The following is a 17543-nucleotide window of genomic DNA, read 5'->3' as shown; positions in this document are numbered from 1 at the left end:
CTTGAATTTTGAAGAATATTAGGGTGAGAAAAATAATAGAGAACATTTTTAAATAATTATGTAAGATTTATATGTAATTAAGTTAATGATTGCTTGTAATATATAGTTGCAGATAAATTTGTATTAGTACAAATTTATCTGTAATTTTTTATATTTATTAAAAATAAACTGTTAATTTAAAATAGTTTTAAATTAATAATTATATCTATTTTGTTTTGAATTATATTCCTATAAATTTATGTGTAAGATATAATACTAATGTGATAGTGTTATTATATAATAAACTGGAAGTTATGTTTTATAAATTTGGATTTAGAATTAGCCTTTATTTCACGACAACTACTGAAGCAAGATCTTAATTTAGATGGGGATTCTTTTACCCCATCTGAATTTTAGAGCTGCGAATGCATGGCTCACTTGGAGTTGGACTCCCACTTAAAAGAAGCAGAGAACCAAAATCTTTGATTTTGTGTGAATCGCTTTCACACTGTGCGTGGGAGACTTACTCCAAGTTAGTCAGGTAAAAGGTGACAATTATATAGGGACAGAAAAATATTTGTATGGAATTAAATAAAGTGAAACTTGAATCAGATGGGGTTTTAACCCCACCTGATTCTTAGTTGAACGAATCCAGGGACGTAGCCGCTCTTTACTCCCATCTTGGAGAGGATGGGAGTATTAGAGCGGGTAGTCATCGGATAAACAGATTTAGTTTGAATCTTGATATTAGTAGAGGGTTAAAATGAATAATAATATTTCTAAGGATATTCTTGAACAGACAGGTAACTTTATAGAAGCTAAGTTTGGATTGTATTTTAAAGAAGAAAGATTTAAAGATCTTATGAGAGGATTATCTAATTCTTCAAAGCAAAAGGGTATCGATGTTGGAGAATATATTAAATTACTACTTTCGAATAAATTGCAAGAGCAAGATCTTAGGATCTTGGTGACTTATCTTACTATTGGAGAAACTTATTTTTTTAGAGATGAGAAACTGTTTCAAATAATGAGACGAAAAATATTGCCTGATATAATTAATAGTAGAAAATATTCTAGTAAAAGTTTAAAAATTTGGAGTGCAGGTTGTTCTACAGGTGAGGAGGCATATTCAATAGCTATCTTAATTAAAGAACTTGTTTCTGATTATAAGAGCTGGGATATTAAGGTTATCGCCACTGATATAAATCAGAATTCTATTGCTAAAGCTAGAAAAGCAGTATATGGTGAGTGGTCTTTTAGAGGAGTGGATACTAATATTAAAAATAAATATTTTAAAAAAATTAATGATGCACAATATAGGCTTAATGATGATGTAATAGAGCTTGTAAAACTTCACACTTTAAATTTAGCTGAAGATTATTATGTGGTAGATAATGAAGTTATGAATAACGTCGATATTATATTCTGTAGAAATGTTCTCATGTATTTTAGCAGAAACCAAGCAAATGAAATTGTTAGTCGTTTTTATAAAATTGTTACAAAGGGAGGATGGCTGGTGGCAGCACCTTCAGAAAGTTTGATTTTGAATGGTACTTCATTTACACCTGTTAATATTGATAATACGTTTTTGTATAACAAAAATAATAAGCAGATGAATTCATTTAAAAAAGTAGAAAAAGATAACAAATTTAAAAGCTTCTTTGTGCCTATTAAAATTACAACAAATTATGGCAGTTCGATTGTTGATGATAAGATTACTATAAAAACTACCTTAAAACCAGAACTTGAAAACGCAAATATAAATACTAAACAGAAACTAATCGGAGAGCATAAATTAGATATAAAAGAGTTCGAAGGTCTGTCCCGTTCATTTGCTGATGAGGGGAAGCTTGAAGAAGCACTCAAATGGTGTAACAAAGCTATAGATGGTGACAAAGTAAATCCTGTTTATTATTATCTTCTTTCAAGCATTCAGCAAGAACAAGGAGATATTGATGAAGCTATTACATCCCTAAAGAAAGCAACTTTCTTGGATTCAGGATTTATTATGGCTTATTTTGATCTTGGAAATTTAAATTTAAAACAGGGAAAACATAAGCAAGCATTTAAAAATTTTGAAAATGCTTCTGAATTACTTAACGATTTTAACGAAGAGGAGCTAGTTCCTTATTCAGAACAAATAACGGTAGGTGCATTAAGACAAATCATTGAAAATATAACTTATAGGGGAGATTCATATGGAATATAATACTGAAGAAAAAGTTGAAACTGTTGAAATTCTTGAATTTGAACTCAATAATGATAGTTCAAGTGAAAAATATGCAATAGAGGTTATATATGTTAATGAGGTATATTCGCCAAAAAGTGTTACTATGCTTCCTTGTACACCTTCTTTTATTATAGGTATAATGAATTTTAGAGGAAAAATAATATCTGTGATTGATATTAGAAATTTTTTAGGCTTCGATGTAAAAAAAGTAAATGTAAAAACTGTAAAAAAGGTTATTGTTATAAAGGTAGATGATATAGAAATTGGAATAGCAGTAGATAGCATTTTAGGATACAATAAGATTTCCTTATTGCAAATACAAAAAGAAATTTTAACTATAACAAATTTTAAGACTAATTATTTTATAGGAATAACAAGAGAAAGAAGCATTATCTTAGATATAAAAAATATATTAATGGATGAAAAAATTATTATTAATGAACAAGTAATTTAAATAGTTAGAAAAGAGGCCGTATAAATATGAAAAGATTAAGTTTTATTAAAGGAATAAGATCAAAACTAATTTTATGCTTACTAATATTTTCTATTATACCTACAGCTATTATTGGAGGAATAAGCTTTTATGATTCAAGGAAGTTTTTAGAACAGGATTCTATGAATCAATTAACTTTCGTAAGAGACTCAAAGAAAAAAGATATAGAAGAGTACTTTAACTCAGGGCTAAATAGAATTTCATATATGGCACAAGAACCAATGATTATAGATGCTATGGTAGAATTTAAACAGTCATCGGACATTCAAAGTAGTGCTTATAATGAGGTATATAATAAATATAATCCTACATTTGCCAATTTTATCAATAAATTAGAAAATGGAGATATATTGCTCGTAGATTCTAAAACCGGCAATGTTTTGTATTCAGCTTCTAAAGAAGAGGATTTTGGGACAAACCTTTTAACTGGACCTTATAAAAATACAAATGTTGCAAAGGCATTTATAGATGCTAAAGATAGTAATGATAAAAACTTTACGATAATTACAGATTATCAACTTTACGGTCCGTCTAAAAATAAGCCTATTGCGGCTATAGCTGCACCGATTTTTAAAGGTGATGAAAAGGTTGGAGTTCTTGTTTTTAAAATGGGGACAAATAAGTTAAATGAGATTGTGTCTGATAATAATAAGTGGGAAACATTAAATCTTGGTAAAAGTGGAGAGATAGTTTTAATAGGGCCTGATTATAAAGTTAGGAATACTACTAGATTTTGGAGTGACAATGCAGATGAAAAAGTGAAAGAAGCAAAGTCTGATATACTTTTAAGAGAAATAAGAACTAAAGGAACAGATGAAGTAACGCTTGGTAAAACAGATGTAAGTAGCTACATAGATTATCATGGGATTCAATCTATTGTTTCATATACTCCATTAAATTTTGGGAATTTAAAATGGGGAATACTTGTTAAGGTAGATCAATCTCAGGCGTTTCAACAAGCAGATAAACTAAAAGGTTTTGTTGTACTTGTTTTATTAATTTTGGTAACCATAATAACGATTTGTTCGTTCATTATGGCTTCAAGTATTGTAAAACCGATGATAAGAATGTCTAAAGTTGCTCATATGATAGCTCAAGGTGATTTGACAGTTGAATTACCAAAAGAAAAGCGTTCAGACGAAATAGGAACCTTGATGATAGCCCTTGGCGATATGTTAGAACACCTTAAAGGGCAAACAAAAGAAATTATTAATGTAGCAAGTGTACTGGCGTCTTCCGTAAGTGAAATTACTGTCTCACTTACCCAAGTTACTTCAGGGGCAGCGGAAACTTCTTCTGCAGTTAGTGAGACTACTGCAACAGTGGAGGAAGTTAAACAAACTGTGTATTTATCAAGTGAAAAAACAAAAAATGTTTCGAATAGTGCAAAGTATTCGCTTGAGATATCAAAATCAGGAAACAAAGCAACTGAAGAGACTTTAGAAGGAATGAATATTATTAATAGTCAGATGCAGGCAATTGCAGAAAGCATCATAGCTTTAAATGAACAAAGTCAAAACATTAGCGATCTTATAGAAAGTGTGGATAATATTTCTGAACAATCCAATATTCTTGCTGTAAATGCTTCAATAGAAGCTGCTAAGGCTGGAGAACATGGTAAGGGATTTTCAATAGTTGCTCAGGAAATTAGAAATTTAGCTGAACAATCAAAGCAGGGGACAAAGCAAGTTAGAAATATATTAAAGGATGTACAAAAAGCTGCAAATACGGCAGTTATGACTACAGAGAAGGGAATAAAACTTGTTGATACAGGTATAAAACAGGCTTCTGAAGCAGGTTATGCTATACAAAAGCTTACGGAAAATATAACAATATCAGCACAAGCAGCTTTACAAATAGAAGCATCTAGTCAGCAGCAATTAGTGGGTATGGATCAAGTGGCAATGGCTATGGAAGGGATAAATCAGGCAAGCATTCAAAATGTAGACAGTATGAGGCAACTAGAAGATGCAACCCGTAGTCTTCAAGAAATGGGGTATAGACTGAAACAGTTAACTGAGAAATACAAGATTTAGGAAAAGAGGGAATTGGAATGAATACAAATGATGCTGAGTTTTTAAAAAAACTTCGTTCCACCTTCAAGATAGAAGCCCATGAGCATTTAAAAACAATTTCCTTATCGTTGGTGGATTTAGAGAAAGAGACAAACGAAGATAACAAGAAGTCACTTGTTGAAACTATTCATAGGGAGTTTCACAGTTTAAAAGGTGCAGCTAGAGCAGTAAGCATAAGGGAAATTGAAACTCTCTGTCATGTACTTGAAAATATATTTTCAAGTATAAAAAAGGAAGAATTGACTTTAAGTTTCGAGATGTTTGATGTGTTTAATGAAGCTGTCAATGTTATAGAAGATAACCTTTATTTATCAGAAGGTGAAACTAAGGATATCTCAACTATTATGGAACAACTAGCAAAAGTAGAATCTGGCAATTTAATAAATGAAGTTTCAACTAAGCTAAGTACTATTGATATAAAGACTAATAAGTTAAGTACAATAGACATAAAGCCTAAAGAATTAGAGAGTCAAGAGGATAAGATAATAAGAGTACACGAACATAATACATCGGAAATCGTCAGGGTTTCTAAAGCCAAGCTAGACTCTTTGCTTCTTCAAGGAGAAGAAATGCTCTATGCAAAATTATCAGCAAATGAAAGAGCTAAGGAAGTTAGGGCAATTCAGGCATTAATACATTCATGGAAGAAAGAAAATGCAATTAACTACATTGAGATATTAGAGAAGAACATAGATCAGTTGCTAAAATTAGTTGAAAATGATGCTAAAACTATAGAAACTATGACAGATACCTTTATAGAGGATATAAAAGACATGATGCTTCTTCCGTTTTCATCCATAACAGAAATGTTTCCCAAAATGGTTAGGGATTTATCTAAGCAGATTGATAAGGAAATTGAATTTATGAGTAATGGATTGGAAATAGAAATTGACAGACGTATCCTTGAGGAAATTAAGGACCCACTTATGCATATAATCAGAAATTGTATTGACCACGGTATCGAAAGGAGAGAAGAAAGAGAAAGACTCGGAAAAAACTCTAAAGGAACAATAAAATTGGATATCACGCAAATAAGTAGTGACAGGGTTAAAATGCAAATTTCAGATGATGGAGCGGGAATAGATATTAATAAAGTAAAAGAAAAAGCATACAAAAGTAAGCTCTTAGCAGAGAGTGAACTAAATAGCATTGATAATGAAAATGCACAGATGCTTATTTTCAAATCAGGAATTTCTACTAGTGATATAATTACGGATATATCTGGTAGAGGATTAGGACTTGCTATTGTAAGTGAAAAAATAAAAAAACTTGAAGGTACCATAAGTGTGAAATCTGAAGAAAAAAAAGGAACAGAATTTACTATAGTACTTCCAATAACTATTTCAACTAATAGAGGGATAATTGTAAAAACTGGAGAACAAGTTTTTGTGGTACCAACAGGGAAAGTTGAAAATGTTGCTCGAATTAAAATAGATGAAATAGAAATTGTTGAAAATAGGGCTACTATATTACTAGATGACAAAATTATTCCTATTGTAGAGCTTAAAGATATATTGGAAATAGTAGAAAAAGGAAAGGAATACAATGATAATAGTTTTATTTCAATAATAGTTGTTAATGATATGGATAGAAAAATTGCTTTCAGCGTTGATGAAATAATAATAGAGCAGGAGGTACTAGTAAAGAGATTTAATAAACAATTAAAACGAGTTAGAAATATTGCAGGAGCGACAATTCTGGGTTCAGGAGACGTTGTACCTATATTAGATGTTCAAGATTTAATAAAATCATCACTTAAGCTAGGAAATAAGTCGGAAAACTTTATTAATACCCAAAAGGATAGTACTCAGAAAAAATCTATTGTTGTGGTAGAGGATTCAATCACATCAAGAACACTTTTGAAAAATATACTAGAAAGCCAAGGATATTCGGTAAAAACAGCAGTTGATGGTCTTGAAGGGTGGAACATGCTTAAGTCAGAAAAATTCGATCTTGTGATAACAGATGTTGAAATGCCTTTTATTGATGGGTTTGAGTTAACTGAAAAGATAAGAAATGATAATGAAATTTCTGAATTACCAGTTATACTTGTAACTTCTCTCGAATCTCGAGAGGATAAGGAGAAGGGTATAGACGTTGGAGCCAGTGCATATATTGTAAAAAGTGATTTTCGACAAAGTAACTTATTGGACATTATAAAGAGATTAATTTAAAAGCTTTAAGTGGGAGTGTAGAAAATGATTAAAGTGCTTGTAGTTGATGATTCTCCTACTATTCAAGAATTAATGAAATCTATACTAAATTCTAATGCTGATATTAAAGTCATTGGTATAGTGGATAGTGGGGAAAAAGCAATTAAATTTATGGAAAATAATAAGCCTGATATTATAACTATGGATATAAATATGCCCGAAATGGATGGATTCGAAACAACTAGACGAATAATGGAGATAAATCCAGTGCCTATCATTATGGTAACATCATCATTTGACTCTAAGGATGTAGATAAAACTTTTCAGGCTATTGAGGCTGGTGCTGTTACTGTTATACAAAAACCAGTGGAGTTATACCATAATGATTTTAATAAAATATCGGAAGACATTATTAACATGATAAAATTGATGTCAGAGATAAAAGTTATAAAACGGAAAGCGGGCTTCAAAAACATTAAATCAAAGTTAGGAAGTCGGGATAACTTGAGTAATGTTTCGAGAGATATAAAAATAGCAGCTATAGGAGTATCTACAGGTGGCCCACCTGTACTGCAAACTATATTTTCTAATCTTCCTCCAAATATTAAAATACCTATACTTGTTGTCCAGCATATAACTCCTGGATTTATAGATGGACTTATAAATTGGCTTTCTGGGACCACGCAGTACCCCATACACATAGCTTCAAATGGAGAAAAGGCATTACCGGGGAACATTTATTTTGCACCTGATGGATATCATATGGAGATTAGAAAAAATGAAAGAATTTTTTTAAACGAGGCCGAAAAAGAAAATGGATTAAGGCCTGCAGTTTCATATCTATTTAGATCTGTTGCTGATTATTATGGCAAGAATTCTATAGGAATTCTTCTTACTGGAATGGGAAAAGACGGTGCTAAAGAGTTGAAACTGCTAAGAGATAAAGGAGCTATTACTGTAGCACAAAATAGGGAGACTTCTGCAATTTATGGTATGCCTGGTGAAGCTGTAAAACTAGGTGCAGTTACATACATACTTTCACCTGAAAAAATTGCAGAGCTATTCGAAGAGATATAGAATTAAGCATAGAGATTTGCTATTGACCCATAAGGAGGATATATATTTAAATGAACAAAGAAATACAGATTTTAGTTGTTGAAGATAGCTTAACACAAGCTGAACAACTTAAGTTTATTCTTGAAAAAAGAGATTACAAAGTAACGATTGCAAATAACGGAGTAGAAGCATTAGCCTACATTAGTAAATTTATGCCAGATTTAGTAGTGACAGATATAATGATGCCTGAAATGGATGGCTATCAATTATGCGAAAAAATCAAAGAAAATGATAAATTAAGTCACATACCAGTAATTTTGCTTACATCACTTTCAGACCCAGGTGATGTTATAAGAGGACTTAAAGTTAAAGCAGATAACTTTATAACAAAGCCATATAATGAAAGTTTTCTCCTTTCACGTATTCAGCATATGCTTATTAACATAGAATTAAGAAAAAATAAGATTAGTGAAATAGGTATAGAGGTGTATTTTGCAGGTGAAAAGCACTTTATAAACTCAGAAAGAATGCAAATAATTGATCTTCTTCTTTCTACCTTTGAAAATGCTGTACAAAAAACTAGAGAACTTGAAGATGCAAATAATGAATTGAAAAAAGCTTTTGAAAAAATAGAGAAACTTGAAAAAAATTATAGAGCAGTGCTTGAAAGTAATACAGATGCATTAGTTGTAGTTAATCACGATAAAAAAATACTTTATCTTAACCCTGCTACAATTGAGTTGTTCGGTAAAAATAATGAGGACCTAATATATGAATTATTAGATTTTGATAGAGTTCAAAAGTGTATAAAGGAAGTTACAATAAATCATGTAAATGGCCATCAGATTATTGGAGAAATGTGTATCACAGAAACAGATTGGGAAGGTAGGGAAGCTTATCTTTTATCTATTAGAGATATTACTGAAAGAGTACGTCTTCGTGAAAAATTAAAAATACAATCTGTTACAGATGAACTTACAACATTATACAACAGAAGAGGTTTTTTTAGTTTAGTGGAGCATAAAATTCGGGTTGCTAAACGTAACAAGAGAGGTGTATTGTTATTTTTCATTGATATTGATGGAATGAAGTTTATTAACGATACGTTATCACATAACGAAGGAGATAATGCAATTGTTAGTGTCTCAAATATTTTAAAGTCTACTTTTGGTGAAAATGACGTTGTTGCAAGGATAGGCGGTGACGAATTTGCCGTTTTAGCCATGAATGTAAGTGAGCATGACTCCTATAAATTTATAGAAAGTCTGTTAGAAAAGCAAAAGGAATTTAATGATAGAAAAGAGTATAGTTTTAACATTTCAATGAGTGTAGGTGCGGCATATTTTGATCCCGAAAGTCCAGTAAGTGTTAACGAATTAATGGCAAAAGCAGACAAGTTAATGTATGAAACTAAGAGAGATAGAAGAAAAAAAGGAAATTATATTTATTAATATAGAGGAGGTGATCAAGTATCACCTCCTCAAAATCATATTATTAAGCTCCTTCGCTAAGAAACTTGTATTGGGATATATACAAACTATAATAATGTCCTTTTAAATTAATAAGTTCGTCATGTGTTCCTGTTTCAACTATATTACCGTCATTAACTACCATTATTTTGCTGGAATCCCTAATGGTTGAAAGTCTGTGAGCTATAACGAAAGAAGTCCTTCCATGAAGTAATTTTTGAATACCATTCTGTACAAGTTTCTCAGTTTGAGTATCAATATTTGAAGTTGCTTCATCAAGTATTAATATTCTAGGGTTTGCAAGTAGTGCCCTTGCAAAGGATATAAGTTGTCTTTGTCCAACGGATAGTCTTGAGCCTCTTTCATTAACTTCTGTGTCATAACCTTTTTCAAGACTCATTATAAAATCATGAGCGCTGACAGCTTTAGCAGCAGCGATGACTTCCTCGTCAGTAGCGTCAAGTCTACCGTATCTTATATTTTCTTTAATAGTTGTGGAGAAGAGGAAGGTGTCCTGAAGCATTATGCCCATTTGACTTCTTAAAGACTCAAGCTCCACCTTTTTGACATTTTTTCCATCTATTAAAACTTCTCCTTTTTGAGTGTCATAGAAACGACTAATAAGGTTGACAATAGTTGTTTTTCCAGAACCTGTTGCACCAACTAGTGCCACTGTTTCACCAGGGTTAACCTTAAAGTTTACATTATCTAAGACTACAGTGCCATCCTCATAGCCAAAAGTAATGTTCTTAAATTCTACTTGTCCTTTAATTTTAGGCATTTTGACTGAATTATTTATATTTACAATATCTGGCTTGATATCCATGACTTCGAATATTCTTTCAGCAGCTGAAAAATTCATTACTAAGGTATTGTAAAAATTACTTATTTCGAGAATTGGTCTCCAAAACATACCAATATAAAGGGTAAAGGCAATGATAGTACCCATGGTTACATTACCAGCACCAATTAGTTTTGCACTATACCAGTAAAGTATAACCACACCAAAACCCCAAGAGGTATCTACTAAAGGCCAAAATAGGTCATTAAGTCTTAACGCACTTAGAAAGGCGTTCATCATATCTTTAACTAGATCCTTAAATGTATTAGAGGTTTTATTTTCGTTAGCAAAAGCTTGAACTACTTTTATACCTGAAAAATCTTCGTGAGTATAGGCATTAAAATTAGAGCGTTTTCTTCTGAAATTTTGCCACCTTTTTGCTGAAAATGCCTGTACAGCAAACATTATGGCACCAAGTATAGGCAGTAAAATCACAGAAGCTAGAGCTAATTGAGCATTTAAATAAAACATCATAAACCCAACACAGATAATGGTTAAGAGTTGCGGGATAAAGTTAGTTACACTATTATTAAACAAATCTTGAAGAGAGTTGACATCACCAATAACTCTCGCAAGTATCTTACCTACAGGTCTATTATCGAAAAAGGAAAAAGATAACTTCTGTATGTGGGTATAAAGCTCATGTCTTATATTTAAAAGTATATCATTAGTAACAGAAGCCATTTTTATGGTTCGTAGTCTTGAAGCAAGCATTGATAGAAGGTTTAGGACTATCATAAATACTCCAATCATTAAAAGACCATTTAAATCGTTATTTTTAACATTTTTATCTATGGCCACTTTTAATAAGTAAGGATTCATAAGTTCTACTACCATTACAAATATTAGAAGTAGCAAAACGATAAATACCTTTAACTTATAGGATTTTAGATAGCTAAATAATCTTTTTATAACTTCAGAGTTAGATAGCACCTTTATATCTTCATCCTGTTTAACGGTATTTCTAGCCATTATACCACCTCCTCATTTAGGTTATCAAAATCTTTAAATTGTTCGCAGTATACTTCGTAGTATTTGCCTTTCTTTGAAAGAAGCTCTTCATGAGTACCATTTTCCAAAACACTACCATTTTCAATATAGATTATTTGATCTGCATTTTTAACTGCCGAGATTCTATGAGCTATTATAAAGGTGGTAGCTTGTTTATGTTTTTCGTTCAAGTTTTTAAGAAGTCTATATTCCGTTTCCATATCTAGAGCAGAAGTAGCATCATCAAGAATTAGAATACTTGCCTCCCTTATAAGTGCTCTTGCAATAGAAAGCCTTTGTTTTTGACCGCCTGATAGACCTACACCACGTTCGCCAATTACTGTATCGTATTTATCATCTAATTCCTGGATAAATTCATTGGCACAGGCTAGCTCACAGGCTTCTTTTATTTGGTCCAAAGTAGCATCTTCTTTACCGAAGCGTATGTTTTCCTCAATACTAGCAGAGAACAGGAAGGTATCTTGAGGAACTATGGACATTTTACTTCTTAAATCTTTAAGGCTAACTTCTTTAACATCATAGCCATCAACATACACAGCACCTTCAGTTACATCATAGTATCTTCCAATAAGATTTATAATAGAAGATTTACCAGAGCCGGTCGTTCCCATAATAGCAACAGTGCTTCCTGCCTCAACCTTCAAATTTACATCTCTTAACACATATTCATCTTTATATTTAAAAGATACATTCTTAAAATCTATATCTCCATTTATCTTAGAAAGATTATATGAATTTTCACTATCCTTAATTTCTGGTTCTATATTAAAAATATTCATTATTTTTTTAGTAGAGGCACTAGCCTGTGATATTAAATTTGTAAGCCAGCCAAGCATTCTCATAGGCCAAATTAGCATCCATATATACCCGCTAAACGCCACTAGAGTACCTATTGACATAGTATTTTTCATTACAAACGTTCCACCAAGCACTACTAGAAATACCATAGATATATTAGTGAAAAAATCGATAGGAGGAAAATAGGTTGCCATTATTTTATTTTGTTCCATACTTAAGTTAAAGTTTTCTTTATTAAGTTTTAGGAACTTTAATATCTCATGCTTTTCCCTGGCGAAGGCTTTAACCAGTCTAACTCCAGCTATATTTTCCTGAGCTGCTGTGTTTAAAAGTACACCCTGATCGCTTAATTTACCATAGGATTCTCCTATCTTTTTTTCAAACTTTAAAGCTAAATAAGCTATAGGGGGCATACTTATTAGACATACGAGAGTAAGCTTCCAATTTAAGAAAAATAATATTGATGAGGTAATTATGAAGTAAAGGAGATTTTCGATAAATAATCTTACTGCAAAAGATATACTTCTCCAAATATTATCTACATCCTCACCAATTCTTGACATAAGCTCTCCCGTATTCATGTTGTCGAAGTAATTAAAAGGAAGACTTTGAATGTGATCGAATAAGTCTTTCTTTAGATCTATACTAATTTTTACTGACAGTACATCGAAAAGATATTCTTTAGCATAACCAAGTACAGCTCTACAAATCGTAATTCCAATAAAGCCAAAGAGTATAGGCCATAACAGGTTATTTTCACCTTCTATGAATACTCTGTCAGTTATTAATTTTTGTAGGTATGGATTAAACATATCAAGAAATATTGCCAGAAGCATTGCTATAGTAGGAATTATAATAAAGGTTTTATATTTTAAAACATATTTAAAAATTCTTTTCATTCTAAGGTTTCTCCTTTCCGAAAACAAGTTATTTTTACAATTAAAAAATCATGGGGACACCATGATTCTGAAGTAGCAATTAATAATGTAGAAATACTATTATATAAATATATGCAATATGGCCTCAAAGCTTAACTCCATCTAAGAATACAGTTTTTTATAACCAAAGTCAATAAGTTACTTTTTGGGTAGTATTCAAAAGCAAATATATTATTTCTACAGAATGGATTATTACATTTTGAATTGCTTAGGTTAAGAAAAAGGAATAATTTTAAGTTGTCTGATAAAAAATATTAATAGCAAATATTTATCGAATAAATATAATAAGAATATAATAATTATTATTAATAAGAGATAGAATTGCTTTTCTAAGTATAATAGGTAGAAAAGCAAAAAAAGTTTGTTACAGGTAGGTGAAATTATGAAAAATAAAAGAAACTTGCTTAAGATTTTAGTTATAGTGTTTTTATTGTGCTTTATATTTAGAGAAGAATTTGTAGAGGGAATTGATTTTAAAGAATTACCAGCTAATCATAGTAATAACGAAGCTACCTTTTTTATAGCTACTGATATTCATTATTTATCACCAAAAGTAAATGATTATGGGGAAGCTTTCAGTGAATACTTAAAAAAGGCAGATGCAAAACAGTTAAATTATATAGAGGAAATAACAGATGCATTTATAAATCAAATTAGGTATAATAAGCCAGAATTTCTTATTATAAGCGGTGATTTAACACATAATGGAGAAAAGGAAAGTCATTTAGCCTTTGCCCAAAAATTAAAACAAATAGAGAGTCTAGGCACAGCTGTATATGTAATCCCAGGAAACCATGATATTTTAAATCCTTGGGCAAGTGGCTTTAAAGAAGATAAGAAGTATAGTGTAGATTCAATAAATGATAAAGAGTTCTCTGAAATATATAAAGACTATGGATACAACGAAGCAATTTCCAAGGATAGGGATACTTTAAGCTATTTAGTAACACCTACAAAATATACATGGCTACTTATGCTAGATGCGAATCAATATCGTGATAATAAAAAAAGAACGTCTCCAGAGCATTCAGGTAGAATTAGTTCAGAAACCTATGAGTGGATAAGGGAGTGCAGTAAGCTCGCAAAGAAGAATAATGCTAAAATAATCACAGTAATGCATCATAATCTAATAGACCACAGTGAAACTTTAAATCAAGGATATACATTAAATAATAACAAGCAAGCTTTAGAGAAATTCAGGGAATATGGATTAAACCTAGTACTTAGTGGGCATATACACTTTCAGGATATAGCTAGTGATAGTAAGATTGCTTTAACAGATAGTACGATATATGATGTGGTAACAGGCTCATTAAGCGTATATCCACAAAAATATGGTATACTTAAATATTTACCTCATGAAAAGAAATATCAATATAGTTCAGCTACAGTGGATGTAGAAAGCTGGTCAAAAGAAGTAGGCACAGAGAAGCCTAATCTTAACAACTTTAGAAAATATTCAAGGAAATATTTTAATGATAAATCTTATACTAGAGCAATGAATATCTTAAAGAACTTTGAAAACTATACTGATGAAGAAAAACAACTTATGGCTGAAACGATGACTATATTAAATGAAAGAACCTTTCAAGGAATGGACAGTAACGATGTAAAGGAGATACAAAATTCTATAGGATTTAAATTGTGGAGTAAATGTCCTTCAAATTTTTATAAGAGTTATATTAATAGCTTGCTAAAAGATAATAATATGGAAGACAATAAACTGCAGATTGAAATTAAGTGAAATTTAAAGCCAATGTTAGGTGCTAAACATTGGCTTTAAAGGAGTATTCTAAGCTCTAGTTTTAGAAAAATACAGCAGCATATTTTATTAGCATTTTTTAAAAGAGATATGAATAATTTATCTACACCTTTTTAAATAATGATTTATTTAGTGATAAGTTCTCCTTCTAAGAAACCTAATGTATAGTCTAATATTTCATCTTCCCAAGCTTTACGGTTAAAGGTATGATCAGCACATTCAACTATGTGTAGTACAGATTTTTCTCCATAAATTTCAAGATATCTTTCAGAAGTACTAGAAGGAACAGTGCGATCAAGTGAACCATGTAACAATAGCACATTTTTATCGTAGGTAGAGGCTTTATCGAAAATATTCAAACTTAGTACATCATCTAGAAATTCTGTTCCAACTAATAAACCACCGGCATCCCAAAAACCAACTTTACGCATTTCTTTAAGATCATCTTCAGTTCTGCCATGGGTAACTAGCTCTCCCATATTTCCGGCAGGAGCCCATAAACAAAGAGTTTGAATATCATCACTGCAATCGCCAGCAAGCATACTTGCAACAGCCCCACCCATGCTAAGTCCTACAGCTCCTATTTTATTTGTATCAACAAAATCAAGGGATTTAGCATAGTTAAGAATAGCTTTTGCATCCTCTAGTTCTTTAGAAATAGTCATGTTGATAAAATCCCCATCACTTTCACCACTACCAGAAAAATCGAAGCGAACACTTGCAATACCTTTAGACTCAAGCATTCTTGATAATTTTACAAAAATAAAATGAGGCTCCATTTTATTTCCTGTAAAGCCATGAAAAATGCAAACCATAGGGATTTTTTCTGTAATCCCTTCTGGAATATGTAACATACCTCTTAAAGTTAAACCATTACTTTGAATTTCAACTGCCTTTTGCATTAAAGCACCTCCAGATAGAATCGTATTATAGTAAACTTTTAGTTATATTATATTATCTTACTTAGTATAATCATCAATATGATTTTTATATTTATCCGATGACTATCTGATCTAATCCCACTAGGGGTAAAGAACGGCTACGTCTCTGGATAAGAAATGCTAAGTGTCAAAAACATCAAGAGTTCTGTTTATATTCATAATCGATTGTAATAGAAGAGAGGTATACAATCAATTATTTAATAAAGACTGTATACCCTTATTGTTAAAATTTCCATAACTTCTATTTTTAACATTTTCCTAGATTATATCTATTATAAGATATTAGATTTGTTTTCTATAATCTTCTTTAGTGTTTTAACTAGTATATCAACTTCTTTATAGGTGTTGTAAAAACTAAAACTAAGTCTGACCATTCCAGGACGTCTAGAATCTAAATTTTTCTGGTAATATTCCATTTCCTCAAGTGAAATTCCAAGTAGTCTTCTAATATACGGATGTGCACAAAAACAGCCACTTCTTACTGCGATTCCAGACATTTCAGATAAAAGTCTAGCTGTATCTTCATGGTAAATGCCTTCTATATTAAATGGTAATATAGCAACTTTATTGCAATCATGAGAACTATCACAATAAATATTAATATCAGGAATTTTTTTTAGTTCAGCTAAAGCATAATTATAAATATCCATTTCATGTTTATCTATATTTTTCATTCCTAAACGTAGGAGAGTTTTGATTGCAGTAGTTAATGCAATTACACCCATTATATTAGGGGTACCTGCTTCATTTTTATCTGGTGGATTTGCCCAAGTTACATAGTCATCTGTTACAAGATCTATAGTACCACCACCAACATAGTCTGGTTCTGAAACTATAAAGGTTTCTTTAGGTCCTATAAGAACTCCAGTCCCAAAAGGTGCATACATTTTGTGAGATGAAAATGCAAGAAAATCAATACATTCTTCTTTATTTGAGGACTCCATATAAATTGGAAAGTGTGGCACAAGCTGAGCGCCATCTACTAGTATCTTAGCATCATAGTTATGGCAGATTTTGGCTATTTCATATATAGGGTTTTTATATCCAGTAACATTAGAAGCACCTGTTACACACACAAGTTTAACCTTGCCATTATACTTTTCTAGCATGCCTTTTAACTCTTCAATTTTTAGTTTTCCTAGTTCATCTACATCTATATAATCAACTTTAAATTTGTTTCTCCAAGGTAAATCATTAGAATGGTGTTCCATTCTTGTAGATAAAATTACACAATTTTTATATATGCTTGAAATAGAATAGGATAACTTATTTATTGCCTCAGTGGCATTCTTTACATAAATCACTGTGTTTTTATGATAATCACAATGAACAAAATCGCATATAATTCTTCTGGAATCCTCATAAAGTTCAGATGAAAAGATAGATTTAAAACCTGTCCCCCTATGAATAGAAGAATAGTAATTTGAAAAACTTAATACCTCTTCTAAAACATATTTTAATGGTGGAGTAGTAGCTGCATTATCAAAATTTATTGCAGTAACTAACTTTCCATTTTTAATTGGAATCTTTGTATTTATGCCAGCAACCATATTTCTATAATTAAATTTATTTTTATTATGATGCATGGTAAATCACTCCTTATAGTATTAATATGCAGTATAAATAAAGTAAGTGATAAGTTATTCAAGTCTATAGCTTTTTTAATGTTAATAATCTTTGAATCCAACCTATAATGAACTAAACAAGATAAATATTTCACTTCCTATTATTTGATAAAGTGAAACTTGAATCAATCCAGGGACGTAGCCGATCGAAACGTACTGTTTAAAGAACAGG

11 protein-coding genes are annotated in these 17543 nt (G+C 31.1%); 7 read left to right on the top strand and 4 right to left on the bottom strand.

What is annotated here, in order from left to right:
• Positions 1 to 742: 742 nt before the first annotated feature.
• From AC0N0V_RS14000 to AC0N0V_RS13975, 6 genes are read left to right on the top strand one after another with little or no spacing between them, the layout of a single operon-like run.
• Positions 743 to 2188: a CheR family methyltransferase gene (locus AC0N0V_RS14000; RefSeq protein ID WP_474458638.1), complete on the top strand. Its 1446-nt coding sequence runs from the start codon at positions 743 to 745 to the stop codon at positions 2186 to 2188.
• Complete coding sequence (locus AC0N0V_RS13995; protein WP_474458637.1) at positions 2178 to 2663, top strand: chemotaxis protein CheW; 486 nt, start codon at positions 2178 to 2180, stop codon at positions 2661 to 2663. Before AC0N0V_RS14000 ends, AC0N0V_RS13995 begins: the two co-directional genes overlap by 11 nt.
• A 26-nt stretch (positions 2664 to 2689) precedes the next feature.
• Positions 2690 to 4738: a methyl-accepting chemotaxis protein gene (locus AC0N0V_RS13990; protein ID WP_474458635.1), complete on the top strand. Its 2049-nt coding sequence runs from the start codon at positions 2690 to 2692 to the stop codon at positions 4736 to 4738.
• Between the two features lie 17 nt (positions 4739 to 4755).
• Positions 4756 to 6951, top strand: a complete 2196-nt coding sequence (locus AC0N0V_RS13985) for a hybrid sensor histidine kinase/response regulator (protein WP_474458634.1) — start codon at positions 4756 to 4758, stop codon at positions 6949 to 6951.
• A 24-nt stretch (positions 6952 to 6975) separates the two neighbouring features.
• Positions 6976 to 8007, top strand: a complete 1032-nt coding sequence (gene cheB / locus AC0N0V_RS13980; RefSeq protein ID WP_474458633.1) for a chemotaxis-specific protein-glutamate methyltransferase CheB — start codon at positions 6976 to 6978, stop codon at positions 8005 to 8007.
• A 50-nt stretch (positions 8008 to 8057) separates the two neighbouring features.
• Positions 8058 to 9437: a diguanylate cyclase gene (locus AC0N0V_RS13975; protein ID WP_474458632.1), complete on the top strand. Its 1380-nt coding sequence runs from the start codon at positions 8058 to 8060 to the stop codon at positions 9435 to 9437.
• A gap of 43 nt (positions 9438 to 9480) precedes the next feature.
• On the opposite strand, the gene AC0N0V_RS13970 is transcribed toward AC0N0V_RS13975, so the two are convergent.
• Positions 9481 to 11268, bottom strand: a complete 1788-nt coding sequence (locus AC0N0V_RS13970; protein WP_474458631.1) for an ABC transporter ATP-binding protein — start codon at positions 11266 to 11268, stop codon at positions 9481 to 9483.
• Positions 11268 to 13004 carry an ABC transporter ATP-binding protein gene (locus AC0N0V_RS13965; protein WP_474458630.1) on the bottom strand — a complete coding sequence of 579 codons (1737 nt, stop codon included), beginning with the start codon at positions 13002 to 13004 and terminating at the stop codon, positions 11268 to 11270. Before AC0N0V_RS13965 ends, AC0N0V_RS13970 begins: the two co-directional genes overlap by 1 nt.
• Before the next feature lie 421 nt (positions 13005 to 13425).
• On the opposite strand from AC0N0V_RS13965, the gene AC0N0V_RS13960 reads away from it, so the two are divergent.
• Positions 13426 to 14787 carry a metallophosphoesterase gene (locus tag AC0N0V_RS13960; protein WP_474458629.1) on the top strand — a complete coding sequence of 454 codons (1362 nt, stop codon included), beginning with the start codon at positions 13426 to 13428 and terminating at the stop codon, positions 14785 to 14787.
• Positions 14788 to 14930: 143 nt separating this feature from the next.
• Here the strand turns inward: AC0N0V_RS13960 and AC0N0V_RS13955 are convergent, their stop codons facing one another.
• Both AC0N0V_RS13955 and AC0N0V_RS13950 read right to left on the bottom strand, forming a co-directional pair.
• Positions 14931 to 15707: an alpha/beta hydrolase gene (locus tag AC0N0V_RS13955; protein WP_474458628.1), complete on the bottom strand. Its 777-nt coding sequence runs from the start codon at positions 15705 to 15707 to the stop codon at positions 14931 to 14933.
• Between the two features lie 311 nt (positions 15708 to 16018).
• Complete coding sequence (locus tag AC0N0V_RS13950) at positions 16019 to 17332, bottom strand: aminotransferase class V-fold PLP-dependent enzyme (RefSeq protein WP_474458627.1); 1314 nt, start codon at positions 17330 to 17332, stop codon at positions 16019 to 16021.
• Positions 17333 to 17543: the final 211 nt, after the last annotated feature.

The sequence above is a fragment of the Clostridium sp. CS1-1 genome, assembly GCF_056135525.1.
Note: the sequence above shows the minus strand (reverse complement) of the source record. Positions and strands in the feature narration are given on the sequence as shown.